General features: G+C 70.0%; 27 protein-coding genes. 15 read left to right on the forward strand and 12 right to left on the reverse strand.

Features of this window, described 5'->3' with window-relative positions; all coding sequences use genetic code 11:
* Window positions 1–73: 73 nt before the first annotated feature.
* On the reverse strand, window positions 74–742 hold the full coding sequence (locus tag EAO72_RS01850; RefSeq protein ID WP_148015400.1) for a DUF305 domain-containing protein: 669 nt from the start codon (window positions 740–742) through the stop codon (window positions 74–76).
* Window positions 743–917: 175 nt separating this feature from the next.
* Between EAO72_RS01850 and EAO72_RS01855 the strand changes: the two genes are divergently transcribed.
* Window positions 918–2408 carry an LVIVD repeat-containing protein gene (locus EAO72_RS01855; RefSeq protein WP_148015401.1) on the forward strand — a complete coding sequence of 497 codons (1491 nt, stop codon included), beginning with the start codon at window positions 918–920 and terminating at the stop codon, window positions 2406–2408.
* Between the two features lie 259 nt (window positions 2409–2667).
* Here the strand turns inward: EAO72_RS01855 and EAO72_RS01860 are convergent, their stop codons facing one another.
* The 6 genes from EAO72_RS01860 to EAO72_RS01885 all read right to left on the reverse strand — a co-directional run bounded on the left by EAO72_RS01860 (window position 2668) and on the right by EAO72_RS01885 (window position 6589).
* Window positions 2668–2892, reverse strand: coding sequence for a hypothetical protein (locus EAO72_RS01860; protein ID WP_148015402.1), 225 nt, complete (start codon window positions 2890–2892; stop codon window positions 2668–2670).
* A gap of 113 nt (window positions 2893–3005) precedes the next feature.
* Window positions 3006–3185 (reverse strand): hypothetical protein, encoded by a 180-nt coding sequence (locus EAO72_RS01865; protein ID WP_148015403.1) that lies wholly within the window; start codon window positions 3183–3185, stop codon window positions 3006–3008.
* A gap of 70 nt (window positions 3186–3255) precedes the next feature.
* Window positions 3256–3957: an HAD family hydrolase gene (locus EAO72_RS01870; RefSeq protein ID WP_148015404.1), complete on the reverse strand. Its 702-nt coding sequence runs from the start codon at window positions 3955–3957 to the stop codon at window positions 3256–3258.
* Between the two features lie 76 nt (window positions 3958–4033).
* Window positions 4034–4723 (reverse strand): phosphatase PAP2 family protein, encoded by a 690-nt coding sequence (locus tag EAO72_RS01875; RefSeq protein WP_148015405.1) that lies wholly within the window; start codon window positions 4721–4723, stop codon window positions 4034–4036.
* A 253-nt stretch (window positions 4724–4976) separates the two neighbouring features.
* Window positions 4977–5912 carry a M56 family metallopeptidase gene (locus EAO72_RS01880; protein WP_148015406.1) on the reverse strand — a complete coding sequence of 312 codons (936 nt, stop codon included), beginning with the start codon at window positions 5910–5912 and terminating at the stop codon, window positions 4977–4979.
* An 86-nt stretch (window positions 5913–5998) separates the two neighbouring features.
* Window positions 5999–6589 (reverse strand): DUF5134 domain-containing protein, encoded by a 591-nt coding sequence (locus EAO72_RS01885; protein ID WP_187284889.1) that lies wholly within the window; start codon window positions 6587–6589, stop codon window positions 5999–6001.
* Between the two features lie 289 nt (window positions 6590–6878).
* Between EAO72_RS01885 and EAO72_RS01890 the strand changes: the two genes are divergently transcribed.
* Window positions 6879–7430, forward strand: coding sequence for a GNAT family N-acetyltransferase (locus tag EAO72_RS01890; RefSeq protein ID WP_148015407.1), 552 nt, complete (start codon window positions 6879–6881; stop codon window positions 7428–7430).
* A gap of 15 nt (window positions 7431–7445) precedes the next feature.
* Here the strand turns inward: EAO72_RS01890 and EAO72_RS01895 are convergent, their stop codons facing one another.
* Together EAO72_RS01895 and EAO72_RS41750 are read right to left on the reverse strand one after the other, a co-directional pair.
* Window positions 7446–8129, reverse strand: coding sequence for a glycerophosphodiester phosphodiesterase (locus tag EAO72_RS01895; RefSeq protein ID WP_148015408.1), 684 nt, complete (start codon window positions 8127–8129; stop codon window positions 7446–7448).
* Between the two features lie 38 nt (window positions 8130–8167).
* Complete coding sequence (locus EAO72_RS41750; RefSeq protein ID WP_187284890.1) at window positions 8168–8332, reverse strand: hypothetical protein; 165 nt, start codon at window positions 8330–8332, stop codon at window positions 8168–8170.
* 341 nt (window positions 8333–8673) lie between these two features.
* Between EAO72_RS41750 and EAO72_RS01900 the strand changes: the two genes are divergently transcribed.
* The 4 genes from EAO72_RS01900 (at window position 8674) to EAO72_RS01915 (ending at window position 12606) form a co-directional block, all read left to right on the forward strand.
* The gene (locus tag EAO72_RS01900) at window positions 8674–10071 is read left to right on the forward strand and encodes a DUF6421 family protein (protein WP_148015409.1); all 1398 of its coding nucleotides are present in this window, start codon (window positions 8674–8676) and stop codon (window positions 10069–10071) included.
* A gap of 26 nt (window positions 10072–10097) precedes the next feature.
* Window positions 10098–10865: an SDR family NAD(P)-dependent oxidoreductase gene (locus EAO72_RS01905; protein WP_148015537.1), complete on the forward strand. Its 768-nt coding sequence runs from the start codon at window positions 10098–10100 to the stop codon at window positions 10863–10865.
* A complete protein-coding gene (locus EAO72_RS01910; RefSeq protein WP_148015410.1) occupies window positions 10844–11926 on the forward strand; it encodes a threonine aldolase family protein in 1083 nt (360 codons plus the stop codon). Before EAO72_RS01905 ends, EAO72_RS01910 begins: the two co-directional genes overlap by 22 nt.
* Window positions 11927–12006: 80 nt before the next feature.
* Entirely contained in the window at window positions 12007–12606 is a 600-nt protein-coding gene (locus tag EAO72_RS01915; RefSeq protein WP_148015411.1) for a transglutaminase domain-containing protein, read from the forward strand.
* A gap of 103 nt (window positions 12607–12709) precedes the next feature.
* Here the strand turns inward: EAO72_RS01915 and EAO72_RS01920 are convergent, their stop codons facing one another.
* Window positions 12710–13432, reverse strand: a complete 723-nt coding sequence (locus EAO72_RS01920; RefSeq protein WP_148015412.1) for a lysophospholipid acyltransferase family protein — start codon at window positions 13430–13432, stop codon at window positions 12710–12712.
* Window positions 13433–13650: 218 nt separating this feature from the next.
* Between EAO72_RS01920 and EAO72_RS01925 the strand changes: the two genes are divergently transcribed.
* The 5 genes from EAO72_RS01925 to EAO72_RS01945 all read left to right on the forward strand — a co-directional run bounded on the left by EAO72_RS01925 (window position 13651) and on the right by EAO72_RS01945 (window position 18368).
* On the forward strand, window positions 13651–13977 hold the full coding sequence (locus EAO72_RS01925) for a TlpA family protein disulfide reductase (protein WP_148015413.1): 327 nt from the start codon (window positions 13651–13653) through the stop codon (window positions 13975–13977).
* A 196-nt stretch (window positions 13978–14173) separates the two neighbouring features.
* A complete protein-coding gene (locus EAO72_RS01930; protein WP_148015414.1) occupies window positions 14174–14680 on the forward strand; it encodes a flavin reductase family protein in 507 nt (168 codons plus the stop codon).
* 278 nt (window positions 14681–14958) lie between these two features.
* Complete coding sequence (locus EAO72_RS01935; RefSeq protein ID WP_410089959.1) at window positions 14959–15876, forward strand: electron transfer flavoprotein subunit beta/FixA family protein; 918 nt, start codon at window positions 14959–14961, stop codon at window positions 15874–15876.
* A 60-nt stretch (window positions 15877–15936) separates the two neighbouring features.
* A complete protein-coding gene (locus EAO72_RS01940) occupies window positions 15937–16899 on the forward strand; it encodes an electron transfer flavoprotein subunit alpha/FixB family protein (RefSeq protein WP_148015415.1) in 963 nt (320 codons plus the stop codon).
* 170 nt (window positions 16900–17069) lie between these two features.
* Entirely contained in the window at window positions 17070–18368 is a 1299-nt protein-coding gene (locus EAO72_RS01945) for a DUF6986 family protein (protein ID WP_148015416.1), read from the forward strand.
* A 23-nt stretch (window positions 18369–18391) separates the two neighbouring features.
* Here EAO72_RS01945 and EAO72_RS01950 read toward each other — a convergent pair whose 3' ends face one another.
* Window positions 18392–19420: a LacI family DNA-binding transcriptional regulator gene (locus tag EAO72_RS01950; RefSeq protein WP_148015417.1), complete on the reverse strand. Its 1029-nt coding sequence runs from the start codon at window positions 19418–19420 to the stop codon at window positions 18392–18394.
* A 181-nt stretch (window positions 19421–19601) separates the two neighbouring features.
* Between EAO72_RS01950 and EAO72_RS01955 the strand changes: the two genes are divergently transcribed.
* Complete coding sequence (locus tag EAO72_RS01955) at window positions 19602–20558, forward strand: ROK family protein (protein ID WP_148015418.1); 957 nt, start codon at window positions 19602–19604, stop codon at window positions 20556–20558.
* Between the two features lie 306 nt (window positions 20559–20864).
* Here EAO72_RS01955 and EAO72_RS01960 read toward each other — a convergent pair whose 3' ends face one another.
* Window positions 20865–22907, reverse strand: a complete 2043-nt coding sequence (locus tag EAO72_RS01960) for an NPCBM/NEW2 domain-containing protein (RefSeq protein ID WP_148015419.1) — start codon at window positions 22905–22907, stop codon at window positions 20865–20867.
* A gap of 263 nt (window positions 22908–23170) precedes the next feature.
* Here EAO72_RS01960 and EAO72_RS01965 point away from each other — a divergent pair, with 263 nt between their 5' ends.
* Genes EAO72_RS01965 through EAO72_RS01975 form a run of 3 tightly spaced genes read left to right on the forward strand, consistent with a single transcriptional unit; the run spans window position 23171 to window position 26302 of the window.
* A complete protein-coding gene (locus EAO72_RS01965; protein WP_148015420.1) occupies window positions 23171–24460 on the forward strand; it encodes an ABC transporter substrate-binding protein in 1290 nt (429 codons plus the stop codon).
* Between the two features lie 16 nt (window positions 24461–24476).
* A complete protein-coding gene (locus EAO72_RS01970; RefSeq protein ID WP_148015421.1) occupies window positions 24477–25391 on the forward strand; it encodes a carbohydrate ABC transporter permease in 915 nt (304 codons plus the stop codon).
* Window positions 25388–26302 carry a carbohydrate ABC transporter permease gene (locus EAO72_RS01975; protein ID WP_148015422.1) on the forward strand — a complete coding sequence of 305 codons (915 nt, stop codon included), beginning with the start codon at window positions 25388–25390 and terminating at the stop codon, window positions 26300–26302. The genes EAO72_RS01970 and EAO72_RS01975 overlap by 4 nt, the downstream gene beginning before the upstream one ends.
* The last annotated feature ends 1 nt before the right edge of the window (window position 26303 follow it).

The following is a 26303-nucleotide window of genomic DNA, read 5'->3' on the forward strand; positions in this document are numbered from 1 at the left end:
GCGGGCCCGGCGGGGGAGAGGCGCGCCCCAGGCTCTTCGGGGCCGTTCGGGGTTCGCCGGTCACTGTCCGTCGTCAGGAGGAGAGCGCGCGCATCCGGTTGATCTCGGTGGTCTGCTGGGCCACGACGTCCCCCGCCATCTCCTCGACCTGCACGTTGTTCCCCTCGGAGAGGACGTCGGTCGCCATGGTGACGGCCCCCTGATGATGCGTGATCATCAGCTTGAGGAACAACCGGTCGAAGGCCGTGCCCTTCGTGGCCCTGAGCTGCTCCAGCTGGCCGGCGGTGGCCATGCCCGGCATCGCGCCGTGGTCGTGCTTCCCGGACTGTCCGGACAGCCCGTGACGGCTGAGCCACCCCTCCATCGCGCCGATCTCGGGCTGCTGGGCGGCGGTGATGCGTTCGGCGAGCCGCTTGACCGTGGCCGAACGGGAGCGCGTGGGGACCAGTCCGGTCAGCTCCAGGGCCTGCGCGTGGTGCTGGATCATCAGCTGCACGTACCGGACGTCCGCCGAGTTGGGGGTGTCGACCCCGGCTTCCTTGACGGCCTCCGAGGGGGAGAGCGTCCGGGCGGGCTCGCCCGGTTTCCCGGGTGCCACGACCGAACCGGCCTTCTGCGCCTCGGACTTCGCGCCGCTGTCACCACCGTCCGCGTCGCAGCCGGCCGACGTGAGCACAGCTGCGGCGACGGCCGCGCCGAGCACGAGCCGGCGGAACCGCAAGGTCTGACGACGAATCAACAAAGCGACCTCCGTTGGCGCAGGACTGGTTGCGCTCTGTCCTAGCACGTCAACGCACAGCTTTGATCAAAAACTTTCATTACGTCTCTGTTGCCATCTGTTGAGATGTCCATGGCAGGGACGATACTGCCGTAGTCCGTGAACCGGTCAACTACTTATGGATCCATGGGAGGACGCAGTGACCTCGTTGCACACCACCCCGGTGCGGCGCAGACGTCTGGGCGTGGCGGCAGCCGCCGCCGGACTCTTCGCCACTCTGCTGATGGCCGGGCCCGCCGCCGCGACACCCGATCCCGGTGACGCGGCCGCGAGCCGAACCGATGTCTCCGCGAGCCAGGAGGCGGAGGCGACCGCCGCGATCCGAAGCGGTGAGATACCCGGCGTGGACGAGATCGTCCACAGCCGCAACATCAGCCACCTCGCCAACGTCCCCAAGGACGCGCTCCAGGGACTGAACACGGACCTGGCCTTCCAGGGGAAGTACGCCTTCGCCGGGAACTACGACGGGTTCCGGATCTTCGACATCAGCAACCCGAAGGCGCCCCGCACGGTCGCCCAGGTGCTGTGTCCCGGATCGCAGAACGACATCTCCGTCTCCGGGAACCTGCTGTTCCTGTCCACGGACTCCTCGCGCAGCGACAACTCGTGCACCAGCACCACCCAGCCCGCCACGGAGAAGTCCTCCTGGGAGGGCATGAAGGTCTTCGACATCAGCGACAAGCGCAACCCGAAGTACGTCGCCGCCGTCGAGACCGCGTGCGGATCGCACACCCACACGCTGGTTCCCGAGCGCAAGAACGTCTACGTGTACGTGTCCTCGTACTCGCCGAACGAGGCGTTCCCGGACTGCCAGCCGCCGCACGACGGGATCTCCGTCATCAAGGTGCCGCGCAGTTCGCCCGAGGACGCCCGCATCGTGAACTTCCCGGTCCTCTTCCCGGACGGCGGCAACCCGGGCGGCCCCACCAACCCGGGCGTCTCCAAGACCACGGGCTGCCACGACATCACGGTGCTGCCGTCCAAGGACCTGGCGGCCGGTGCCTGCATGGGTGACGGTCTGCTGTTCTCCATCAAGGACCCGGAGAACCCGAAGATCATCGACCGGGTGCAGGACAACGTGAACTTCGCGTTCTGGCACTCCGCGACGTTCAACCAGCGGGCCGACAAGGTCGTCTTCACCGACGAGCTCGGCGGCGGCGGAGCGGCCACCTGCAACGAGGAGATCGGCCCGAAGCGCGGCGCCGACGGCATCTACGACATCGTCGGCAAGGGCGACCACCGCAAGCTCGTCTTCCGCAGCTACTTCAAGATCGACCGCCCGCAGGCCGACACGGAGGTCTGCGTCGCCCACAATGGTTCGATCATCCCGGTCAAGGGCCGCGACCTGATGGTCCAGGCCTGGTACCAGGGCGGCGTCTCGGTGTGGGACTTCACCGACTCCTCCCACCCGAAGGAGATCGGCTTCTTCGAGCGCGGTCCCGTCAGCACCGACGAGGTCACCACGGCCGGCCCGTGGTCGGCGTACTACTACAACGGCTACATCTACTCCAACGACATCGCCAAGGGCTTCGACGTCCTGAAGATCGACGACCGGCGGACCGACCCGGCGAAGCGGGTGCGTACGGACGAGCTCAACGTCCAGACGCAGCCGGACTACTTCGACCGCTGAGCCACCGGATTCGCTGAACCGGGGGGCTCGCTGAGCCACCGGACTCGCTGATCCTGCCGGTCCCGTCCGGGCTTCCCGGGCGGGACCGGTGTTCGCGCGGCCCGAAAGTTCATTGACCGATCCGCCGCGCCGGGACATGCTGTACCCCCGCACCGGCAGGCGTGATACGCGCGGTCCGCCACGCGGTCCCCGGACCCTCACTCAGGCCGGGGTGACCGGCTGGTTCCGGCGACGCAGGGGATCGCCGGAATCAGACGTCTCAGGCCGCCTCGTACCGGTGCGCCCGGCCGCCCCGCCACTCGACCCACTCGGGGCTGTCCAGGATCCGCTCGGGGTCGTCGAGCCCCGCACCCTCCAGGAACACGATCACATCGTGATCCGAGTGCGCGAGGCCGAGGATCTGGACCCGCCCGTCGCGCTGCACGGTGACACGCCGCCCGCCGGTGGGGGACGGCCGGAAGATCACGATCGGCGCAGAAGTCATGCCTCCAGAGTGCGGCGTGCCGGGGGCCGCCGCACAGCGGAACCGGAAACCCGTCCGGGCAGCAGATCAGGAAGGCGTACGCGGGTCATGCGGGCCGTCGCCCCACGGACGGGTCAGGCGGCGGACCTGGTGCCGCCGCCGGTGGCCGCAGCCCACTCGACCAGCAGCCGCTGGTACTCCTCCTCGTCCTCCGGGGACAGGCATCCGCCCGAGCGCTGCCACAGGTCGCGAATGTCTTCATTCACCTCTGCGGCGGAACGCACGGAACCGGACGGGCACGGAGTCGGGGACATACGTACCAGGCTAAGGCCCCGATGTGACAATCCGACCCATGGCGCGTCAGGGACATCTCTCACATGTCTCTCAGGCAACCCCGGCGGCCAGTCCGAGCTCCCGCAGTCCGTTCGGCCGCTCGTCGACCGGCCGATGCTCGACGAATCGGACCTCGCACCCCAGCGCGGACGCCCCCGCGTCCGCGTGCCGGTCGTCGCCGACCATCACCACATCGGTCGGATCATGTCCCAGAAGTGTGCAGGCGGTGTGGAAGAGACGTGCGTCCGGCTTCTGGATGCCGTGCTCGAAGGACAGCACATACGCGTCCACGTAGGCGTCCAGCCCGTGCGCCCGGAAGACCGGCCTCAGGTCCCACCCGATGTTGCTGACCACGCCGATCGTGACACCCCGGTCACGCAGCGCGGCGAGCACCTCCGCGGCGTCCGGATACGGACACCAGGCGTCCGGGGTCCGGTGGCGGTCGTACAGCGCGTCGTAGAGGCCCGGATCCGGCAGCTCCACCTCGCGGGCCAGGCCCGTATACGCCTCGCGGTGCCGGTCCGCGCTCTCGTCACGACAGGCCCAGGCCGCAGCCAGCCCGTCGGGCACCTGCTGCGGCGGCGGGCCGCCCGGCAGTGCGCCGGAGACCTCCAGCTCCCGGGCGTACCGCTCGAAATCGGCCTCGTCCACGCGCACCCCCCGCTCCGCGAGGGTGGCGGCGAGCCAGGAACGGACGGATTCGATCCGGAACAACGTCCCGGAGAAGTCAAAGAGAGCACCCTTGATCGGCATGGTCCCGATCCTTGCCGAGGCGGTGCGGGCGGGGCAAGCATGCCTGTTCGGGGGCGGAGGGGGGTGGAACGCCTGTTCAATCCCTCTCTGTGCGGTGGTGGGCGGCGTAGCGGTCGTACCCGGCTGCCGCGAAGGCGGTCAGCGCGGCGCCGAGCAGCCAGCCGCCCAGTACGTCGGACGGCCAGTGCACGCCCAGGTAGAGCCGGGTGAGGCCGACGCCGAGCACCGAGACCCCCGCGGCGGCCAGGGCCGCGCGCCGGATCCAGGGGCGGCAGCCGGACCGGTGCAGCAGCCACAGCAGCAGACCGCAGGTCACCATGGCCGTCATCGCGTGTCCGGAGGGGAACGACGCGTAGTGGGCGGAGTCCACCGGATCGGGCCACCGGGGGCGCTCACGGCCGACGGCGGCCTTCATGCCCTGCTGGAGCAGGCTGGAGACCAGGGTCGTCACCGCCACCCAGACGGCGAGCACCCGGGCGCCGCGCTGCCACAGGACGACCACGGCGACGGCGATCAGCGCACGCATCGTCCACGGGTCCCACAGCCAGTCCGTCAGGATCCGGTTCAGGTGGACGAGGCCGGGTTCGGTCACCGCCCGCCGGTGCAGGGCTTCGGCGATGACACGGTCCAGGCGCGTCAGCGGGGACCACCGCACGGCGACCAGGATCAGCAGCACCAGCGCGAGAGCCCCGCAGACGGCTCCCGCCCACGGTGCCGGCGAGTGAGTGCGGGTGCGGGGGGCGGGGGAGAGGAGCGAGGAGCGCATGAGGGGATCCTCGCCGACGGGCAGGGCACAGGGCCATCCCGGCGCGGCGGGACTGTGCGGCGCGCGCCGCGAGCGGTCGCGGCGGGACCGTGTGGAAGGTGCCGGGGGTGGTCGCGGCGGGACCGTGTGGAAGGTGCCGGGGGTGGTCGCGGCGGGACTGTGTGGAAGGTGCCGCTAGCGGTCCCGGCCGGACCGTGCGGCGGGCGCTCGGAGCGGTCGGGTCTGGACGGGCCGCGGCAGGAGTCCGGTCCGCCTATCCCAGTGCGCTGAGCGCCGGGACGAACGCGACCAGAAGCGGAATCACCGGCAGGAGCGTGGCCGCTGCGGTGAGCCGCAGCCGCCGGCCCGCCGTGAGCCGGCCCGCGGGCGACAGAAGCCGGTTCACCCGCAGCGGCATCTGCGCGTCCGGCGTCGGGCAGGGCCCGAACACCCCGCGGTCCTCGTTGAGTTCGACCAGTGCCAGGGCGATCGTCAGCCGGCCGAACCGCCGGGAGGCGGTGTCGTCCGCGGCCAGTTCGACGAGCCGGTGCATTTCGCCGCGGAAGGCCGCGAACACCGGAACCTGCGGGAAGCCGGACGCCAGCGCCGTCGAGCAGTTCAGCAGCCAGTCGTGGCGGGCGTTCGCGTGCCCCTGCTCGTGAGCGAGCACCGCATCGAGCTGACGGCCTTTCAAGCGGCCCAGCGCGGCAGTGGTGACGACGAGCCGGGGCGCCGTGCCCGGCAGCCACCAGGCATCGGGGCGTTCCCCTTCCAGGACCACCAGCCGGCCGCTGCCCGGCTCCTCGCCGGGCAGGAGCGGCGAACGCTCCAGCAGTTCGGCCCGCCGCCGCCTGCGCTCCAGGCGGACGCGGCGGATCTCCCGGGTCAGCATCGCGGCCGTCCACACCCCGCCGAGGGCCAGCAGCACGGCCATCACCGCCGACCACGGCCCGTAGGCCGCGAGCGCATAGGCCTCCACGACCGCGTGCGGGGCAGGCGCGAACACATGTCCGCGCACCGCCTGCCAGGCCGCGGCGGCACTGAACGTCATGGACAGCGCGAAGGACAGCAGCACCCCGGCCACCACGCACTGCCACACCCACAACGCGACCACGGGCTCACGCTCGGGCCACTCGGCCCGGGCCATCAGCCGCGGGGTCACGACGGCGGCCAGTGCACCGAGCAGCAGCAGCACGAGGGAGACCAACATGGCGTCAGCCTATGAGCGGTACGGCACGCACGGGTATGGCTGCGCTCGGCAAGTGACGTACGCCACGGTTTGCGGGACCTCCTGTCTCACAGGGTGAGCAGCATGGCGAACATGGCTATTCCCATGGTCAACCGGCACGCCAGCGCCAGTTCCGGCCGCGCACCCCAGCCTTCCGCCGGTGGTCCGCCGGTCGCGGCCCCGCCCCCCGCCGGCGCCGCCGTCACCGGTATCAGCCGGGCCCCGGAGCGCAGGACGTAGGCGGCGTAGTAGACGAGGAGCAGTCCGGTCAGCAGCGGGACACCCCCGGCGGCGGCCATGGCATGGGAGGCGTGGGAACCGTGGGCCGCCGCGCCGGGCCCCGCCATCACGACGGACATGTAGACCATTGCCGACGAGCCGACCAGGTGGTGCAGATGGTGGCCGCTGCGGCGGGAGAACCAGAGCGCGCGCAACGCGGCGACGCCGAACAGCACGGCGTACAGCAGCCATCCCCACGCGGGCGGCGCGACGACGGCCGCCGGTACCGCCATCGCGGCCATGCCGAAGCCCATCAGTGCCTCCGCGCGTGCCGCCCTGCGCTCCTCGCCGGTCCTGGCGCGGGCCCGCAACAGGCAGTACGCGCCGGTCGCCGCGCACAGCGCCATCAGCAGCCAGCCGGACATCGCAGGTCCGTGCACAGCGGAACCTCCCCCTGGGCGAACGACATCGCCGTCGTCCAGACGATGCCCGTGGCCCGACGCCCGTACGCGGCGCACTGGGGCAAAGGGGGAGCGCGCGACGGGGGTGAATCGCGAGGGAACGGCGCCCGCCCGCCGGGTTCCCGGCCGCTCGGCGCATGGGTCGCCGTCGCCGGGCTCCGGGCGCTGACCCTCCTGTGCGTACCGCCACGGCCCGGAACCTGGATCCGGAACCGGGAGTTACGCTGCTGCGGCACAGCCACAGCAGCGAAACGGAGAAGCCTCCCCCATGGACACCGCCCCGCACCGCAACCCCGGTGAACTGACCTTCCGCGACGCGACCGAGGCCGATGTGCCCGCGCTCGTGGAGCTGATCCAGTCCGCGTACCGCGGCGATGCCAGCCGGGCGGGGTGGACCACGGAGGCGGACATCCTGGAGGGGCAGCGCACCGACCCGCAGGGCGTGCGCGACGTGGTGCACGCTCCCGGCAGCCGGCTGCTCGTCGTGGAACGCGACGGCGAGCCGGTTGCCTGCTGCCAGCTCGAACACCGGGGTGAGGCCGCCTACTTCGGAATGTTCGCGGTCCGGCCCTCGCTCCAGGGCGGGGGACTGGGCAAGCTGATCATCACCGAGGCCGAGCGCACCGTACGGGAGAGCTGGGGGGCACGCGAGATGCACATGACCGTGATCTCGGTGCGCGACGACCTGATCGCCTGGTACGAGCGCCGCGGCTATCGCCGTACGGGCCGGCTGAGCCCCTTCCCGTACGGCGATGAGCGCTTCGGCATTCCGCAGCGCGACGACCTCGCCTTCGAGCTGCTGGTCAAGGTCCTGGCCTGAGGGTGGCCGTGAGGGCTACGCGGTGAAGCGGCCCGCGCGGCGGATCTCCGGGAAGTCGGTGGTCGCGCCGTCGAGACCGAGCCCGCGGGCCAGCCGCAGATGATCCTGGGTGTTGACCACCCAGCCCACCACGGTCAGCCCCTCGGCATGGGCCCGCTCGACCAGTTCCAGCGTGATGCGCCGGACGTTGAGCACCAGCCGGGTGGCGCCCACCGCCTTCGCGCGGTCCACCACGTCGTTGCCCCAGCGGCTGGCCACGAGGGCCGTGCGTACCCCCGGCACCAGCTGGGCGATCTCGGCGATCGCCTCGTCGTGGAACGAGATCACCTCGACCCGGTCCACGAGATCGCGCCGCCGCATCACCTCCGCCAGTGTGCGGGCGGCGGCCACGTCCTTGATCTCCGCCTGCAGCGGGGAGCGCACGGCGTCCAGGACCTCCTCGAAGACCGGCACCCGCTCTCCCTGCCCGGCGTCGAGTTCGCGCAGCTCCGACAGGGTCTTGTCGGCGATCGGGCCCTTGCCGTCGGTCGTCCGGTCCACCTCGGCGTCATGCATGACAGCGAGGGCGCCGTCCTTGCTCAGATGAAGGTCCAGCTCGATGAGGTCCATCCCGGTCTGTTCGGCGTGGATGAACGACCGCAGCGTGTTCTCCGGCTCGACACCCATCACCCCGCGGTGGCCGATGGTGAGAAAAGACAAGGGACTCTCGCTTCCGTCGACGGCTTCTCCCCGTGTGCCTACCCACCCGGGGCTACGGCATGACCCGCGAATCCGGCTGTCCGGTGTTCCCCGGAGTGCGGGGGAGCCGTGTGCGGCGGAGTGGCTCCGTGTCCCTGTACGTCGGCGGCGCCGAGCAGGAATCCGGTGATGAGGGCGGCGACCAGGACGGCACGGATGCTCACGCGCGGGTTCTCCGAGTGCGGACGAGGGGCGGATGCTGTCCGTCCTACCGGCAATGGACAGCTTGCCGCGAGCAGCGTCACTCATGCGTGGGCGTGTCCTTCGCGGGCTTGCCGGGCAGGCGTGCGAAGGGAGACGGGGCGGGTGGGCTGGGCCGTCCTTGCTCGCCGACCTGCCGTGAAGCCTTTCCTTCCACCGAAGAGTGCGCCGAAGCGCTGACTCACAGGAAAAATCGCGGTGACCATGGGGGGTCGGCAGGATAATTTTCATGGCCCCACTTGTCTCGGGGAACCGCACACAGATACGGTTGCTTGACGCGAGGTTCTCCCGTGGAGGAAGTGTTATGACGGAAATTCTTGTGCACGACGTCGCCGCCGGCGACATAGCTTCCGCCCAGCGGGTGGTCGAGCACCCGGCCTGGCCCGCGCTCAAGAATGCTGTGGAGGAGATCCGCCCCTGGCAGTCGAAGGACGGCTCCATCGACTTCGGGGCCGACGGCGCGCCCGCGCCGGCAGCCGCCGAGGCGGTCGTGGACCGGGTGGTCACCGCGGTCGAGCAGCTCTCACCGCTGCTCCCGCACGACGCCGCGTACCACCGCGCCCTTGTCATGGACCTGCGTCGGTGGGCCGCCGACGGATTCGGCGTGCCCGACTTCCTCGACTCGCTGCTGGCGTTCCAGCCCGCCAAGGACCGCCTCGACGGGCTTCAGCACCTCGCCGTCTTCGCGATGTACACGCAGAACGGCAACCCGGACCGCAACCTCGAAGCGGTCGTGCTCCGGATGGTCTGGCCCGAGTGGCTCGCCGACCTGGAGGCGACCCGCTACGACAACCCGCTGTTCTGCGGCATCACCTTCGAGGACTTCACCTCCGGGTACGACACCAACTCCGCCGTGCTCTTCCCGGAGACCATCGCCGTGCGCGAGGCCCCCGAGCGCTTCAGCTGGGGCGGCATCTTCTGTGACCGCGAGGCCGCCCGCTTCCGCCGCGTCACCGAGGCCGCCGTCGAGCTCCTGGGTGTGGAGCTGCCCGAGGACATCCGCGAGATGGTCGGCGACCAGCAGCGCTGCGAGCAGGCCTTTGTCCTCTGGGACATGGTCCACGACCGCACCCACAGCCACGGTGACCTGCCGTTCGACCCGTTCATGATCAAGCAGCGCCAGCCGTTCTGGATGTACGGGCTCGAGGAGCTGCGCTGCGACCTCACCGCCTTCAAGGAGGCCGTGAAGCTGGAGTCCGAGGGCAACGCCCACGGCCGCGACGTGCAGTACGCCGTACTGTTCGACCGGATGTTCCGCTTCCCGGTCACCGGCGAGCGCGTGCGCAACTACGACGGTCTCGGCGGTCAGCTGCTCTTCGCGTACCTCCACAAGCACGATGTCGTGCGCTGGACGGACAACACCCTGAAGATCGACTGGGAGCGGGCCCCGCAGGTCACCAACCAGCTCTGCGCCGAGATCGAGAAGCTGTACCGGGACGGCATCGACCGCCCCAAGCTCGTCCACTGGTTCGCCGCGTACGACCTGGTCGCGACGTATCTCGCGCCGCACCCAGGATCCCGCTGGGCCAAGGGCCCCGACGCGCTGGACCTCTCCCAGCCGCCCCGCAAGCTCGTCGACGACGTGCTTCCGGACGAGTTTCCCCTGAGCATGTTCTATGAGGCGCTCTCCAAGAAACTGAAGAACGTGATCGCCTCCACCAAGGGGATCACCGCCGCGGGCGCCGGGCAGGCGGCCGCGTGAGCGCACGTCGTGAGGAGGCGGTGGCCATGAACGGAATCGGCAAGGGCAGCGGGAGCGGTGCGCTCGAAGGCGCTGTTGTTGCGGTCGCCGGGGCGGCCGGTCCGGCCGGCCGGGCGACCCTGCTCCGGCTCGCAGAGGCAGGTGCGGTCGTCGTCGCGTCGGACGCGAACGCGGCCCGGCTCGCCGAGGCGGTGGACGCGGCGCGCTACGCCCACGGCGGTGCCACCGTCACCGGCGACACCGTGGACCTCCTCGATCTCGGAGCCGCCCGCGACTGGGCCGACAAGACCGAGAAGGAATTCGGCAGGATCGACGGGCTGGTCCACCTCGTGGGCGGCTGGCGCGGCGGCAAGACGTTCGCGGACACCGACCTCGCCGACTGGACGCTGCTGGAGAAGCTGCTGATCCGCACCGTCCAGAGCACCTCCCTGGCCTTCCAGGAAGGTCTCCAGCGCAGCGACCGCGGCCGTTACCTCCTGATCAGCGCGGCCGGCGCGAGCAACCCCACCGCGGGCAACGCCGCCTACGCGGCCTCGAAGGCGGCGGCGGAGGCGTGGACGCTCGCGCTCGCCGACTCCTTCCGCAAGGCGGGGGGCGACGAGGGCCCGAAGACCGCTGCTGCGATCCTGGTCGTGAAGGCACTGGTGCACGACGCGATGCGCGCCGAGCGCCCGAATGCGAAGTTCGCGGGCTTCACCGACGTCAAGGAGCTGGCCGATGCCATCGCCGGCGTCTGGGACCGGCCCGCCCCGGAAGTGAACGGAAAGCGCCTGTGGCTGACCCCGCAACCGTAAGGACCGACGCGCGTCGTCATCACGACCCGCAGGTACGCGGATTCGCCAGTGACAACTACGCGGGGACCCACCCGGAGATCCTCGCGGCCCTCGCCCTCGCCAACGGCGGCCATCAGATCGCCTACGGCGAGGACGACTACACCGGTCACCTCCAGCGCGTGATGCACAGCCACTTCGGCCCCACCGCCGAGGCCTTTCCGGTTTTCAACGGAACCGGCGCCAACGTGGTCTCGCTCCAGGCCATGACCGATCGCTGGGGCGCGGTGATCTGCGCCGAGTCCGCCCACATCAACGTGGACGAGGGCGGCGCGCCGGAGCGGGTCGGCGGCCTCAAGCTGCTCACCGTCCCCACCGAGGACGGCAAGCTCACCCCGGAGCTCATCGACCGGCAGGCGTACGGCTGGGACGACGAGCACCGTGCCATGCCGCAGGTCGTCTCGATCACCCAGAACACCGAGCTGGGCACGGTCTACACACCCGACGAGATCCGGGCGATCTGCGAGCACGCCCACGGGCACGGCATGAAGGTCCACCTCGACGGCGCCCGCATAGCCAACGCCGCGGCCTCCCTGGACGTACCGATGCGTACGTTCACCAACACCGTCGGCGTCGACGTGCTCTCCTTCGGCGGGACGAAGAACGGGGCCATCTTCGGTGAGGCCGTCGTGGTGCTGAACCCCGACGCCGTCCGGGCGATGAAGCATCTGCGCAAGCTCTCGATGCAGCTCGCCTCCAAGATGCGCTTCGTCTCCGTCCAGCTGGAGGCGCTGCTCGCCGGTGACCTGTGGCTGCGCAACGCCCGGCACGCCAACAGCATGGCCCAGCGGCTCGCCGAGGGCGTGCGGGCGGTGGACGGTGTGGAGATCCTCTACCCCGTCCAGGCCAACGCCGTCTTCGCGCGACTGCCGCACGAGGTGAGCGAGCGGCTGCAGAAGCGCTTCCGGTTCTACTTCTGGGACGAGAAGGCGGGCGATGTGCGCTGGATGTGCGCCTTCGACACCACGGAGGACGATGTCGACGCGTTCGTCCTCGCCCTCAAGGAAGAGATGGCCGCACAGTAGGACCCAGGAGTCATGTATGGATATGCGGCCGATCGGAAATCTATTGACTCCGTTCGGCCGCTTCCCTACGCTCGGCGGCCATGGAGCTCATCCAGCAGGTTCCCGACCTCTCCGCCTACCTGGCCGCCGACGACGCGATCGACCATGAACACCCGCTGGTCCGCGACACGGCCACCCGGCTGCGTTCCGCGACCACGGACGCGTACTCATACGCAGAGGCGGCGTACTGCCTGGTACGCGACACCGTCCCGCACTCCGTCGACTCGGGCGACACGCGCGTCAGCTGGCGCGCCTCGGACGTCCTCGCCACCCGCAACGGCATCTGCCACGCGAAAGCACACGCCCTGGCCGCCCTGCTGCGCGCGGAGGGCATCCCGGCCGCGCTCTGCTACCAGGGGCTCGCCGACGACGACGGGGAGCCCGGGGTGGTGCACGGGCTGATCGCGCTCCGGCTCCCGGGCCACAGCCGCTGGCACCGGCAGGACCCGCGCGGCAACAAGCCCGGCGTGGACGCGCGGTTCTCGCTGCACGAGGAGCAGCTGGCCTGGCCCGTCCGGCCGGAGCTCGGCGAAATCGACTACCCGACGCTCTATGCGGCGCCGCATCCGGCCGTGCTGTGGGGGCTGCGCACGTCCGCCGACCGTGCGGCACTCTGGCGTGCGCTGCCGACGGCGCTCTGACCGCCGGTCCCACCGGATGTACCGGTGAGGCCGGCGGTCAGAGCGCGGACCGCCGGCCCGTGCTCCGGAGTGACGTTTCCGCCGCCGGGTACCGGCGGGTGCGTCAGCTGCGCTCGCGGACCTCTGCGGCCGTCGGAGCCGTACCCCCGAGGTGCGAGGGCACCCACCAGGTGTCGCTGGCGTCCTTCGGACGCACCGGGTAGGCGCGCTGGGCGGCTTCGAGCAGCTCCTGCACGCGCTCCCGCAGCCGTCGGGTGATCGCACCCGCGTACTGGTCGGTCGGGGCCTCCAGCGGCTCACCGACGCGGATCGTCACCGGGATGTGGCTGCGCCTGAAGTTGCGTGGGCGCCCCTTGGTCCACAGGCGCTGGGTGCCCCACAGCGCCATCGGAATCAGCGGCACACCGGCCTCCTGGGCCAGCCGCGCAGCGCCCGACTTGAAGCTCTTCAGCGTGAAGGACTCCGAGATCGTCGCCTCGGGGAACACTCCGACGATCTCGCCGGAACGCAGTGAGGCCAGCGCGTGCGCATACGCGTCCTCGCCCTGCTTGCGGTCGACGGGAATGTGCTTCATGCCGCGCATCAGGGGGCCGGAGACCTTGTGCCGGAACACCGATTCCTTGGCCATGAACCGCACCAGCCGCTTCTGCGGCAGCGCCGCGAGCCCGGTGAAGATGAAGTCCAGATAGCTGATGTGGTTGCTCACCAGAACCGCGCCACCGGTCTTCGGGATGTGCTCCGAACCCTGAGTGTCGATCTTCAGGTCGAGCGCCTTGAAAAACGTACGAGCGGCGCCGATGACCGGCCGATAGACGAGTTCTGCCATCTGGAGAAGACCCTTCTTCAGCGCCTGGGGAGGGTTCTCCCGGCGGAAGTTACGCAGCCGTAGGTTTTCGGCATTGGGCCGATCGTGCCCCATGCGCGTCGTGGTGGCCAGTCCCGTCGGGTGCGGGGCGCGAGATTCTCGTCACGTGGAACGTCGGGGAATGTCCCGGCGGCCGTGGGTGCTGACCCTTTGCGTAGAGCTCTGACAGGAGGCCGAAGGTGGATGTGCGGACGCGTGAGGAGCGGCTCGATGCCGCCCAACTCGGCGTGGAATTGGGGAAGAGGGCCACGCTCGTCCAGTTCTCCAGCGCGTTCTGTCAGCCCTGCCGGGCCACCCGCCGGACCCTCGCGGAGGTGGCGGGCATGGTCGAGGGCGTCGCGCATGTGGAGATCGACGCCGAGGCGCATCTCACTCTCGTACGCGCGCTGGGGATCAGCCGGACCCCGACCGTGCTGGTCCTCGACGCCTCCGGGCTGGTGGTCCGACGAGCCGTCGGGCAGCCGCGCACCGTCGACGTCGTCGCCGCGCTGGGCCAGGCGATGTGACGGACCGTGATGCTTCTCCCACCTGGTGGGACGGCCTTGACTCCGCCCGCCGCGCATCGTCAGTCTGACGTTATGCCGCCGGAACTCCTTCTCTACGGCCGGGTCCATGTCGACCTCGCCCGCAACGCGAGTGCGCGCTGTCCGGATGCCTGAGCATCCACGGCCCCGCACCCCCGACGCGCAGAAGGACACCTCCATGACGGCATCACCCGAGACGACCACCCACCGGACGGCATCCCCCGACCTCCTGCGCTCCGTGTTCCGGCAGCACGCCGCCGGCGTCGCCGTGATCACCGCGGCCGGTGAACGGCCGGTCGGCTTCACCGCCACCTCGCTCAACTCCGTCGCCGCGGAACCGCCGCTCATCTCCTTCGGCGTCGGCATCTCGTCCTCCAGCTGGCCGGTCGTCGCGGAAGCCGACCACATCGGCGTGCACATACTCGGCGAGCATCAGCGGGAGCTGGCCGCCACCTTCGCACGCAGCGGCGCCGACCGGTTCGGCCCGTCCACCGATTGGCGCAGCGGACCCGAAGGCGTCCCGGTGCTGGACGGCGTGGTTGCCTGGCTCGTCTGCCGGGTCGTGGCGCGGATCCCGGCGGGGGACCACAGGATCGTGATCGCCGAGGCGGTCGTCGGGGATCCGGCGGGGGGCGGCAGGCCGCTCGTCTATCACCAGGGCCGGTTCACGGCTCTGCGAGACTGAGATCATCCGGTGGCGCCGGACAGCCGGGCGTAGGCCAGATCACAGTGCCAAGCGCTTGCTTAATGGGCGCCCAATGGGTGTACTGACGAGTAATATTACGGTCGGAGCGCCGGTCGCCCCGACCGGAAATCGCCCCATCAGGCGCCTATGCTGCGTGCAACAAGGCAGCCCGGAAATGACGATGCAGTAGGAGAGCCGGCGTGAGCTTGAGGATCGTTGTCTGTGTGAAGTACGTGCCCGACGCGACCGGTGACCGGCATTTCGCCGATGACCTGACGCTGGATCGTGAGGATGTCGACGGTCTGCTGTCGGAGCTGGATGAGTACGCGGTCGAGCAGGCGTTGCAGATCGCGGACGCGGCGGACGATGCGGAGGTCACCGTGCTGACGGTGGGTCCGGAGGATGCCAAGGACGCGTTGCGCAAGGCGTTGTCGATGGGTGCGGACAAGGCTGTTCACGTCGAGGACGACGATCTGCACGGCACGGACCTGGATCGTGAGGATGTCGACGGTCTGCTGTCGGAGCTGGATGAGTACGCGGTCGAGCAGGCGTTGCAGATCGCGGACGCGGCGGACGATGCGGAGGTCACCGTGCTGACGGTGGGTCCGGAGGATGCCAAGGACGCGTTGCGCAAGGCGTTGTCGATGGGTGCGGACAAGGCTGTTCACGTCGAGGACGACGATCTGCACGGCACGGACGCGATGGGGACGTCGTTGGTGCTGGCGAAGGCGCTGGAGAAGACGGGTTACGACCTGGTGATCTCGGGCATGGCGTCGACGGACGGCACAATGGGTGTGGTTCCGGCGCTGGTGGCCGAGCGGCTGGGTGTGCCGCAGGTGACGCTGCTGTCCGAGGTGTCGGTCGAGGGCGGTGTCGTGCGGGGCCGCCGGGACGGTGACACGGCGTCCGAGCAGCTGGAGGCATCGCTGCCGGCGGTCGTGTCGGTGACCGACCAGTCGGGCGAGGCCCGTTACCCGTCGTTCAAGGGGATCATGGCGGCGAAGAAGAAGCCGGTCGAGTCGCTGGACCTGGACGACCTGGGGATCGACGCGGACGAGGTCGGTCTGGCCGGTGCCTGGACCGCGGTGGATTCCGCGGCCGCGCGTCCGGCCCGTACCGCGGGCACGATCGTCAAGGACGAGGGCGAGGGCGGCAAGGCTCTGGCCGAGTTCCTGGCCGGCCAGAAGTTCATCTGAGCCCCGGCAGTCGCCCCACCGCCCCCGCACTCCCTCGTACACGCAGGAGATTGAAGTCCCATGGCTGAAGTTCTCGTCTATGTCGACCACGTGGACGGTGCCGTCCGCAAGCCCACGCTGGAGCTGCTGACGCTCGCCCGCCGCATCGGCGAGCCCGTCGCCGTCGCCCTGGGCAACGGCGCCGCTGACACCGCTGCCACGCTCGCCCAGCACGGTGCGGTGAAGGTGCTGACCGCCGAGGCCCCGGAGTTCGCCGACTACCTCGTCGTTCCGAAGGTGGACGCGCTGCAGGCCGCCTGCGACGCCGTGTCGCCCGCCGCCGTGCTGCTGCCCTCCTCCGCGGAGGCCAAGGAGATCGCGGCCCGTCTCGCGGTCCGGATCGGCTCCGGCATCATCACCGACGCCGTCGACCTGGAGGCCGGCGAGCAGGGTCCGGTGGCCACGCAGTCGGCGTTCGCCGCCTCGTACACCACCAAGTCCCGCGTCTCCAAGGGCATCCCGGTCGTCACGGTCAAGCCGAACTCGGCCCCGGTCGAGCCGGCCCCGGCCGCCGGCGTCGTCGAGGCCCTCGCAGTGTCCTTCTCGGCGCAGGCCACCGGCACCAAGGTCGTCTCCCGTACCCCGCGCGAGTCGACGGGCCGCCCCGAGCTGACCGAGGCCGCGATCGTCGTCTCCGGCGGCCGCGGCGTCAACGGTGCGGAGAACTTCCACATCATCGAGGCCCTCGCCGACTCGCTGGGTGCCGCCGTCGGCGCCTCGCGCGCCGCGGTCGACGCGGGCTGGTACCCCCACACCAACCAGGTCGGCCAGACCGGCAAGTCCGTCTCCCCCCAGCTGTACATCGCCTCGGGCATCTCCGGCGCGATCCAGCACCGGGCCGGCATGCAGACCTCCAAGACCATCGTCGCGGTCAACAAGGACGCCGAGGCCCCGATCTTCGACCTCGTCGACTACGGCGTCGTCGGCGACCTCTTCAACGTCGTCCCGCAGCTCACCGACGAGATCACCGCCCGCAAGGGCTGATTCTCGACGGGCACACACGGACCACGGCCCGGGGCCGCACGGTGAAACCCACCGCGCGGCCCCGGGTCGTTTCCGATCACCATTGACGCAGGTACGGCAGCCTTATAACTTCACTATACGGATTGTTGATTCCGGGAAGCGGAAACAGCCAGAGCGTGGAGGGTGCGGAAATGGGTCAGCAGGAGAAGGTGGCGACGAGCCTCGCCGGTGCGGTCAGCGACGGGATCAGCGCCTCCCTCACGGCGGTGGACGCCGAACTCGCCCGCCGCTACCCGGGCGATCCCGGAACGCGCCAGCCCGTCCACACGGTCTACGTACCCGGGGACACCTTCACCGCGGACACCATCCGCTCCTGGGGCGACCGGGCGCTGGAGGCGCTCGACGAGCACGCCCCCGACGCCGCCTCGTTCGCCGCGGTCCTCGGCATCCCTGAGGAGCTCGCGGGACCGGTCCACGACCGCGTACGCGCCAAGCTGACCCGCGAGCCCGTCGAAGACCTCCGCATCGACTTCGAGGACGGCTACGGCCCCCGGTCCGACGCCGAGGAGGACGAGGCCGCGGCCCGCGCGGCCCGGCTGATCTCCGAGGCGTACGCGAAGGACACGGCGGCGCCGTACATGGGCATCCGGATGAAGTGCATGGAAGCCGGTGTACGCGACCGGGGCATCCGCACCACGGATGTCTTCCTCACGGGCCTGATGGAGGCGGGCGGCCTTCCCGAAGGGCTGGTGCTCACCCTGCCGAAGGTGACGTATCCCGAACAGGTCACCGCCTTCGTCCAGCTTCTCGAAGCCTTCGAGAAGGCGCACGCCCTGCCCTCCGGACGGCTCGGCTTCGAGATCCAGATCGAGACCAGCCAGTCGATCCTCGCCGCCGACGGCACCGCCGCCGTCGCCCGCATGATCGATGCCGCGCGGGGCCGGGCGACAGGCCTGCACTACGGCACGTTCGACTACAGCGCCTGCGTCGGGGTCAGCGCGGCCTACCAGGCGAGCGACCATCCCGCGGCCGACCACGCGAAGGCCGTGATGCAGGTGGCCGCCGCGGGCACCGGAGTGCGAGTTTCCGACGGCTCCACCAACGTCCTGCCCGTGGGCCCCACCCCTCAGGTCCACGAGGCCTGGCGGCTCCACTACGGCCTCACCCGGCGCGCCCTGGCCCGCGCCTACTACCAGGGCTGGGACATGCACCCGGGGCACCTCCCGACCCGTTACGCGGCCGTCTACACCTTCTACCGCGAGGGCCTGGAGCAGGCCGCGGCCCGGCTCGCGGCCTACGTCGCGAAGGCGGGCGGCGACGTGATGGACGAACCCGCCACCGCCAAGGCGCTCAGCGGGTACCTGTTGCGGGGCATCGACTGCGGCGCCCTGGACACCGGGGAGGTGGCCCGGCTGACCGGGCTGACCCGTGCGGACCTGGACGCCTTCGCCTCCCCGCGGCGTGGCGGACTGACGGTGACCACGCCGTAGTCCGTGGTCCGCGCGGCAGCCTCTCAGGCCGGGCGCAGCTCGCCCGAACCGCGCGGGATCAGCTTTGTCGGGAGCTCGACGCGTGCCGGGCTGTGGTCGGCGCCGTCGAGTCTCCGGAAGAGGTGCTCGGCCGCGGTGCGCCCGACGGCCGCCGCGTCCTGGGAGATGACGGTGATGCCGAGCAGGTCCGCGAGCTCGATGTCGTCGAACCCGACCAGGGCGACAGGCCGTTCCCGGCCGGCCAGTACGCGTACCGCTGTCACCGTCACGCGGTTGTTGCCCGCGAAGAGCGCGGTGACGGGTTCGGGGCCGGAGAGCATGGCCTCGACGGCGAGCCGGACCCGCTCGGGCTCCGTGGAGCCGAGCGAGACCCAGGACTCCCCGACCGTTATCCCGGCATCCGTCATGGCGGTGTGGTAGCCGCGCAGACGCTCGGTGGCCGTGTGGATTCTCGGCTGGTCACCGATGAACCCGATCCGGCGGTGGCCGTGCGCGATCAGGTGGGCGACACCCTCACGGGCGCCCCCGAAACTGTCCGAGAGCACCATGTCGGCCTCGATCCGGCCCGCCGGACGGTCCACGAAGACCGTCGCTATGCCCGCCCTGATCTCCGGCTCCAGATAGCGGTGGTCGTCCCCGGCCGGAATCACGATGAGTCCGTCGACCCGTCGCGCGCACAGCGCGAGCACGAGCTCCTCCTCACGCTCCGGGTCCTCGGCGCTCGAGCCGTTGATGAGCAGGGCGCCGTGCGCCCGGGCCACCTCTTCCACGGCGCGGCTCAGCGGGCCGTAGAACGGGTCCGCCAGGTCCTCCAGGACCAGGCCGATCGACGCGGTGCGGCCCTTGCGCAGCACCCGCGCGCTGTCATTGCGGCGAAAGCCCAGCGAGTCGATGGCCTCCTGGACCCGGCGCTCGGTGTCGGGCGTGACCCCCGGCTCGCTGTTGACCACGCGCGAGACCGTCTTGAGGCCCACTCCGGCACGGGCCGCCACGTCCTTCATGGTCGGCCGGTTGCCGTAGCGGGGCTCGGGGTGACGGGTGGTCTCGGCCACGATGCGCTGTCCTGTCGTCGGGTACGGGCTGTCCGGAAACGCCGCGGCGGGTGCCGCGGAGGAGGCCGGAGGCTGTGGCGTCGAGCATAGGCCCTGGACAACGTTGTCAGAGGAATGGAGACTGGGCAGACTCTTCACTGAAGTCGCAGGTCCCACCACCACACCCACGGAGCCCACACCGATGCATACCGACCTCGTCGCCGCGCTGGACATCGGCGGCACCAAGATCGCCGGGGCGTTGGTGGACGGTGACGGCACGCTCCGCGTCCGGGTACAGCGTCCGACGCCCGCCCGCGAGGACGGCGAGACGGTGATGGCGGCGGTGGCCGAGGTGCTGGCCGAGCTGTCCGCGTCGCCCCTGTGGGGCCGGGTCACCGTCCTGGGTATCGGCAGCGCCGGCCCGGTGGACGCCGCCGCGGGCACGGTCAGTCCGGTGAACGTACCCGGGTGGCGGGACTTCCCGCTGGTGGAGCGAGTGGGGGCGGCGACCGGTGGTCTCCCCGTCGAACTGGTCTGCGACGGCGTCGCGATCGCCGCGGCCGAGCACTGGCTGGGCGCGGCCCGTGGCCACGACAACGCGCTGTGCATGGTCGTGTCGACCGGCGTCGGCGGCGGACTCGTCCTCGGCGGCGCCCTCCACCCCGGCCCGAGCGGCAACGCGGGCCACATCGGGCACATCAGCGTCGACCTCGACGGCGACCCGTGCCCGTGCGGGTCGCGCGGCTGTGTCGAGCGCATCGCGAGCGGCCCCAACATCGCCCGCCGCGCACGGGAGGGCGGCTGGCGGCCCGGCCCCGACGGTGACGCGACCGCGGCAGCGGTCGCGGCTGCGGCCAGGGCGGGGGACCCGGTCGCGGTGGCCTCGTTCGAGCGGGCCGCACAGGCGCTGGCCGCGGGCATCGCCGCGACGGCCACCCTGGTCGAGATCGACATCGCGGTGATCGGCGGCGGCGTGGCCGGTGCCGGCGAGGTGCTGTTCGCCCCGCTGCGCAGCGCCCTGCGACGGTACGCGACGCTGTCGTTCGTCCAGAAGCTGACCGTGGTGCCGGCCGTCATGGGGAACGACGCGGGGCTGGTGGGTGCGGCGGCAGCGGCCATCGCCGCGCGCGTGGCTGCGGGCGGAGCGGTATCCGTATAGGGCCTGTCGACACACTGCCGTCCGCCGCGCGAGCCATGTACGCACGCACGCACGCTCGCCGCTCCGGTCCCGGGCCCCGGTGCGTCCCGTAGGCCCCGCGCCCCGGTACGTGCCGTACAGGCCCCGGGCCCCGATACGTCCAGTACAGGGGCCTGGGGCCGGCACGCCGCGCGCGCCTGACGCCGCGTGGCCGCCCTTCCGGCGACGGCGGGAGGGTGACGACAGACCGCCCGAGTGCGGCCTCCGGGTGGCGGCGCGGGACGCCGCCACCCGGTCCCTCGGATTTCCTCAGCTCCCCGGACGGTCTCAGCAGGTGATGCGGAGGTCCGCCCAGTCCCCGTGGTCGGAGTCGACGCCGTCGCCCCCGTCGGTGACCACGAGCCGGACGACCTGGGCACCGCTCACGTCCGCCGAGACGGGCTGCGCCGGCATGGCGTTGGTCAGGACCCCGGTCGATGCCGCCTTCGTGCCGTCCGCCCAGATCTCGAAGGCCACGCTTCCCTTGGCGCCCTTCTCGTCGTCGACCCCGACGCGTGCCGTCACCGTGGCGCAGGCGCCGCCGGCGTAGTACTCGACGGCACTGGCCGCGTGCACCCCCAGCCCCTTGGCGTACACCTCGCCGCCGATGGTCAGCGGATGCCCGTCACCCGCCGCGCTCTCGCCGTTGCTGGTGTCCTTCTCCACCGGTCCGTAGCCGTTGGACGCGGTGAGCTGCGGCAGATCGCTCAGGTAGCCGCCGCCGGCCGGTGGCGCCATCACCACATGGGCCTGGAACGGTACGGCGGACCGTACCCGCTGCCCGGTGGGCGAGCGGTACTGCGCGGTGAGCGTCAGATCGTAGGTTCCGGTGGCCGTGCCCGGTGGAGCGGTCACCCGCCAGCGGGTGGTCAGCGCCCTTCCCGTCGGCAGGGCCGGCGCGGTGGTCGCGGAGTCGGCCGCGATCCGCCAGCCGGACGGCCCGGTGAGCGCCGCCGACGCCTGCACGGCGGGAGTCCGGCCCAGATCGGTGACCGTCGTCGTCAGCTGGGCCGTGCGACCCGCCTCCACCAGCGGGCTTCCGTCCAGCGCCAGTTCCACCGCGGGCGGATACGCCGTCCAGTGGCGGTCGGCGGTCACGCGCAGCATCACCGTGCCATGGGCCGGGACCGTCGCGGAGATGCCGCCCGCGGTGTTGCGCGTGGTGTGCGCCCACAGATCGCGCACGGTGTACGCGTCGGCCCGCGGAAGCCCCGCCGCCGCGGCCGTCGTCGAGATCCGCTGCGCGCTCCCGGTCTCGTTGAACAGCGCCACCGCCCGGCTGCCGTCCTGCATCTCCTTGGCGACGACCCAGCGGCCGCCTTCGGAGGAGAGCACGACGCCCTGCTTGCCCAGCGGGTCCTGATCGACGGCGATGACCTCCTGGTTGGAGAGGATCCGGTACGTCTCGGGCGTCGCCGTGCGCAGGTCGGAACCGATGAGCAGCGGCGCGGCCATCACCGACCACATCGAGAAGTGGGTGCGGTACTCCGTGTCCGTCATCCCGCCGTTGCCGACCTCCAGCATGTCGGGGTCGTTCCAGCGGCCGGGCCCTGCGGCGGAGGCGAGCGGCAGGTTCTGCTTCATGATCGACAGCATGCTGCTCCAGCTGTCGTTGATGTCGCCCGTGGTGCGCCAGAGGTTGCCGAGTTCGGCGGCCCATTCCCAGGGCTTGTTCTGACCCCATTCGCAGATGCTGTAGACGATCGGGCGACCGGTGGCGGCCAGCGCGTCACGCATCGTCGTATAGCGCTCTTTCGCGTCCACACCCTGGTTGTTGCAGTTGTCGTACTTGAGGTAGTCGACACCCCAGTCCGCGAACTGCTGCGCGTCGCTGTACTCGTGCCCCAGCGCGCCGGGAAGGCCGACGCTGTCGCAGGTCTTGGTGCCCGCGCTGGTGTAGATGCCGAGCTTGAGACCCTTCGAGTGGACGTAGTCCGCAACGGCCGCGATGCCGTTCGGGAATCGGACAGGATCCGCTTCCAGCTTGCCGTCCGCATTGCGCTGCGGCTTCGCCCAGCAGTCGTCCAGGTTGACGAACTCGTAGCCCGCCTCCCTGAGTCCCTTCTCGACGAAGATGTCGGCGATGCCTTTGACCATCTCCTCATTGAACTCGGCCCGGCAATGGGTCGAGTTCCAATTGTTGAACCCCATGGGCGGAGTGAGCGCGAGGCCGTTGCCGGCCCGCGCGTCGGCCGTCTGCGCCCGGGCGGGCTCAGGGGACTGTGCGGCGGCGGGAACGGCGACTCCCGCCGCGCACAGGAGGCCCGCGGTCAGCGCTCCGATGACTCTGTGGCGGCTTGTGCGGGTTGTACGGCTTGGAAGATGACGCATCGTTACGTTCCTCCGTACTCGTGCCGAATCGAGTGGCGGCATGTGCACGCCAAGACGAGCGATTACGTTAGAGCGTGTTGAAGTCTGTTGGAAGAGGGGCGGTGCCGGTTGTTCGGTATCTCGTCAAAACCCTTGACGGAGCTGCTCGTTGGGGGTGAGATCCAAGCGCACGTTCGGTTGTGTTGGGTTGCCTTCCGGAGGAGGGGGTCATGGCGCACTCGTACGACAGGTCAGATCTGCCCGGCAGTGTCACGGGACATCGGATGTCCCGGCGAACTCTGCTGCGTGGCGCGGCAGTCGGTGCCGGCGCGGTCACGCTTCCCGCACTGCTCACCGCGTGCGGAGGTGGGCCCAGCGGTGACGGCAAGACCATCACCCTGGGCTCGAATGCCTCCGATCCCATTCCGAAGAAGGCCTTCGCCGATGCCTTCAAGGCCTATGCCGGCCAGTCGGACGGCCGGAAGGTGAAGGTCAACACCGTTGATCACAACACCTTTCAGGAGAACATCAACCGCTATCTGCAGGGAAAGCCCGACGACGTCTTCATGTGGTTCGCCGGATACCGCATGCAGTTCTTCGCCAAGAAGGGGCTGCTGTACGACATCAGCGACAACTGGGAGGGCTATGAGGGGTTCTCGGACGCTCTGAAGGCCCAGTCCACCGGCGAGGACGGCAAGCAGTACCTCACGCCGTACTACTACTATCCGTGGGCCGTCTTCCACCGGAAGAGCCTCTTCACCGAACGGGGTTACCAGGCGCCCCGGACGCTGGACGAGTACGTGGCCCTGGCCAAGCAGATGAAGAAGGACAAGCTCGACCCCATCGCGTTCTGCGACAAGGACGGCTGGCCCGCGATGGGCACGTTCGACTACATCAACATGCGGACCAACGGATACGAATTCCACAAGAGTCTGATGGCCGGCGAGGAAGCCTGGACGGACAAGCGCGTCAGGGAGGTCTTCGACACCTGGCGGCGCCTGCTCCCGTACTGCCAGCAGGGCGCCAACGGCCGCACCTGGCAGGAGGCGGCCACCAGCCTCCAGAAGCGGGACGCGGGCATGGCGGTCTTCGGGCTGCCGCACCCCGGCGCCCAGTTCCCCAAGGCGGAACAGGACGACCTCGACTTCTTCCCCTTCCCGGTCATCAACCCGGAGCACGGCCAGGACGCCGTCGAGGCACCGATCGACGGGTTCCTGCTGGCGAAGAAGTCGAAGAGCCTCAAGAACGACAAGAGCCTGGAGAGCGCCAAGGACCTGCTGAAGTGGCTCGCCACCGGCAAGGCCGAGGACATCTACCTCAAGAGCGATCCGAACAACATCGCGGTCAACGACCGGGCGGACACCTCCCAGTACTCCGCCATCCAGAAGAAGGCCGTCGACATGGTGTCGGGGGCGAAGCAGATCTCCCAGTTCCTGGACCGTGACACCCGTCCGGACTTCGCGTCCACGGTCATGATCCAGGCGATCCAGAAGTTCATCAGCAGTCCGAACGACGTGGACGGCCTGGTCAACGACATCGAACGGCAGAAGAAGACCATCTTCGCCTCGGACTGAACCGGGAGTACCGACCGTGTCGTTCATCTCGGGGCGGCGCACCGGACGACGGGGCTCTCGACGGTTCACCCGTCGCGACCTCGTCGTGCTCGGCGCCCTGCTCGGCATACCCGTCCTGCTCGACATCGCCATCGTGTGGGGGCCGACCCTCGCCTCCGTCGTCCTCTCCTTCACCAGCTGGGACGGCATCGGCGACATCGAGTGGGTCGGAACCCGCAACTACACGAACCTGTTCACGAACTACCCGCAGTTCTGGCCCGCCGCCCGCCACAACCTGCTCTGGCTCGCCTTCCTCGGCCTGGTCGCCACGCCGTTCGGGCTGCTCCTCGCCGTACTCATCGACAAGGGCGTGCGCTTCAGCCGCTTCTACCAGTCGACGCTGTACATGCCGGTCGTGCTCTCCCTCGCCGTGGTCGGTTTCATCGCACAGCTGGTCTTCTCCCGCGACCAGGGAGCACTCAACGCGATCGTCGGCGACACCGCCTCACCGACCGACTGGCTGGGCGATCCCGACCTCAACATCTGGATGGTCCTGCTCGCGGCCGCCTGGCGCCACACCGGTTACGTGATGATCCTCTACCTCGCCGGACTCAAGGCCGTGGACACCTCCCTCAAGGAGGCCGCCGCGATCGACGGGGCGAGCGAGACCCAGACCTTCTTCCGCATCGTCTTCCCGACCCTGCGCCCGGTGAACGTCATCGTCGGTGTCATCACCGTCATCGAGTCGCTGCGCGCCTTCGACATCGTCTACGCGGTCAACCACGGCCGCAACGGCCTGGAGCTGCTCTCGGTGCTCGTCACCGACAACATCATCGGCGAGGCCAGCCGGATCGGTTTCGGCTCCGCCATCGCCGTCGTCCTGCTGGTCGTCTCCCTGGGATTCGTCGTGACGTATCTGGTCCAGGAGATCCGAGGGGAGAAGCACCGATGACCACGCACGCACCAACCGCCCGCCCGGCGCAGCCGGTCCCCGACACGTCCCGGCGCCGGATCCGCCCCGGCCGGCTGGGCGTACACGCCTTCCTGATGACGGTCTCGCTCGCCTTCCTCGCCCCCTTGCTGCTCGCCGTGTACGCCTCGCTCAGGCCCTACGACGAGACCTCGGAGCACGGCTACTTCTCGCTGCCCCGCCATCTCTCACTGGACTACTACCGGCAGGCGTTCACCGACTCCGGCATGACGAAGTACTTCGTCAACACCATGATCATCGCCGTGCCCGGGGTGATCATCACGCTGTTCCTCGCCTCGTTCGTGGCGTTCGCGCTCGCCCGGCTGAGGATGCGCGGCGGGCTCGTCCTGCTGATGCTCTTCACCGCGGGGAACCTGCTCCCGCAACAGGTGATCGTCACACCGCTGTACGTCGTCTTCAACCGCATCCCGCTGCCCTACTGGATGTCCGACTCGATGACGATGTTCGACTCCTACTGGGCCGTCATCCTGGTGCAGATCGGATTTCAGCTCGGCTTCTGCGTCTTCGTCCTCGCCAACTTCATGCGAACCCTCCCGCAGGAGATCCTCGAGGCGGCCGTCGTGGACGGGGCCGGCGTCTGGACCCAGTACTGGCGGATCACCCTGCCCCTGTGCCGTCCCGCACTCGCCGCCCTGGGGACGCTCCAGTTCACCTGGATGTACAACGACTTCCTCTGGGCGCTGGTCTTCATCTCCGACGGCGACAAACTTCCGGTCACCTCGGCGCTGAACAACCTGCGCGGCCAGTTCTTCACCGACTACAACCTGCTCGCCGCCGGCTCCGTGATCGTCGCGCTCCCGACCCTCGTGGTCTTCCTGCTGCTCCAGCGGCACTTCATCGCGGGGCTGACGCTGGGGTCCAGCAAGGGCTAGG

It is taken from the genome of Streptomyces sp. OR43 (assembly GCF_008042275.1).
Classification (GTDB): domain Bacteria; phylum Actinomycetota; class Actinomycetes; order Streptomycetales; family Streptomycetaceae; genus Streptomyces.

Coding starts and splice junctions, on each gene's coding strand:
- EAO72_RS01860 (WP_148015402.1), bottom strand. CDS start 2,892: ATGACTTCTGCGCCGATCGTGATCTTCCGGCCGTCCCCCACCGGCGGG.
- EAO72_RS01865 (WP_148015403.1), bottom strand. CDS start 3,185: ATGTCCCCGACTCCGTGCCCGTCCGGTTCCGTGCGTTCCGCCGCAGAG.
- EAO72_RS01870 (WP_148015404.1), bottom strand. CDS start 3,957: ATGCCGATCAAGGGTGCTCTCTTTGACTTCTCCGGGACGTTGTTCCGG.
- EAO72_RS01875 (WP_148015405.1), bottom strand. CDS start 4,723: ATGCGCTCCTCGCTCCTCTCCCCCGCCCCCCGCACCCGCACTCACTCG.
- EAO72_RS01880 (WP_148015406.1), bottom strand. CDS start 5,912: ATGTTGGTCTCCCTCGTGCTGCTGCTGCTCGGTGCACTGGCCGCCGTC.
- EAO72_RS01890 (WP_148015407.1), top strand. CDS start 6,879: ATGGACACCGCCCCGCACCGCAACCCCGGTGAACTGACCTTCCGCGAC.
- EAO72_RS01900 (WP_148015409.1), top strand. CDS start 8,674: ATGACGGAAATTCTTGTGCACGACGTCGCCGCCGGCGACATAGCTTCC.
- EAO72_RS01905 (WP_148015537.1), top strand. CDS start 10,098: ATGAACGGAATCGGCAAGGGCAGCGGGAGCGGTGCGCTCGAAGGCGCT.
- EAO72_RS01915 (WP_148015411.1), top strand. CDS start 12,007: ATGGAGCTCATCCAGCAGGTTCCCGACCTCTCCGCCTACCTGGCCGCC.
- EAO72_RS01920 (WP_148015412.1), bottom strand. CDS start 13,432: ATGGCAGAACTCGTCTATCGGCCGGTCATCGGCGCCGCTCGTACGTTT.
- EAO72_RS01930 (WP_148015414.1), top strand. CDS start 14,174: ATGACGGCATCACCCGAGACGACCACCCACCGGACGGCATCCCCCGAC.
- EAO72_RS01940 (WP_148015415.1), top strand. CDS start 15,937: ATGGCTGAAGTTCTCGTCTATGTCGACCACGTGGACGGTGCCGTCCGC.
- EAO72_RS01945 (WP_148015416.1), top strand. CDS start 17,070: ATGGGTCAGCAGGAGAAGGTGGCGACGAGCCTCGCCGGTGCGGTCAGC.
- EAO72_RS01955 (WP_148015418.1), top strand. CDS start 19,602: ATGCATACCGACCTCGTCGCCGCGCTGGACATCGGCGGCACCAAGATC.
- EAO72_RS01960 (WP_148015419.1), bottom strand. CDS start 22,907: ATGCGTCATCTTCCAAGCCGTACAACCCGCACAAGCCGCCACAGAGTC.
- EAO72_RS01965 (WP_148015420.1), top strand. CDS start 23,171: ATGTCCCGGCGAACTCTGCTGCGTGGCGCGGCAGTCGGTGCCGGCGCG.
- EAO72_RS01975 (WP_148015422.1), top strand. CDS start 25,388: ATGACCACGCACGCACCAACCGCCCGCCCGGCGCAGCCGGTCCCCGAC.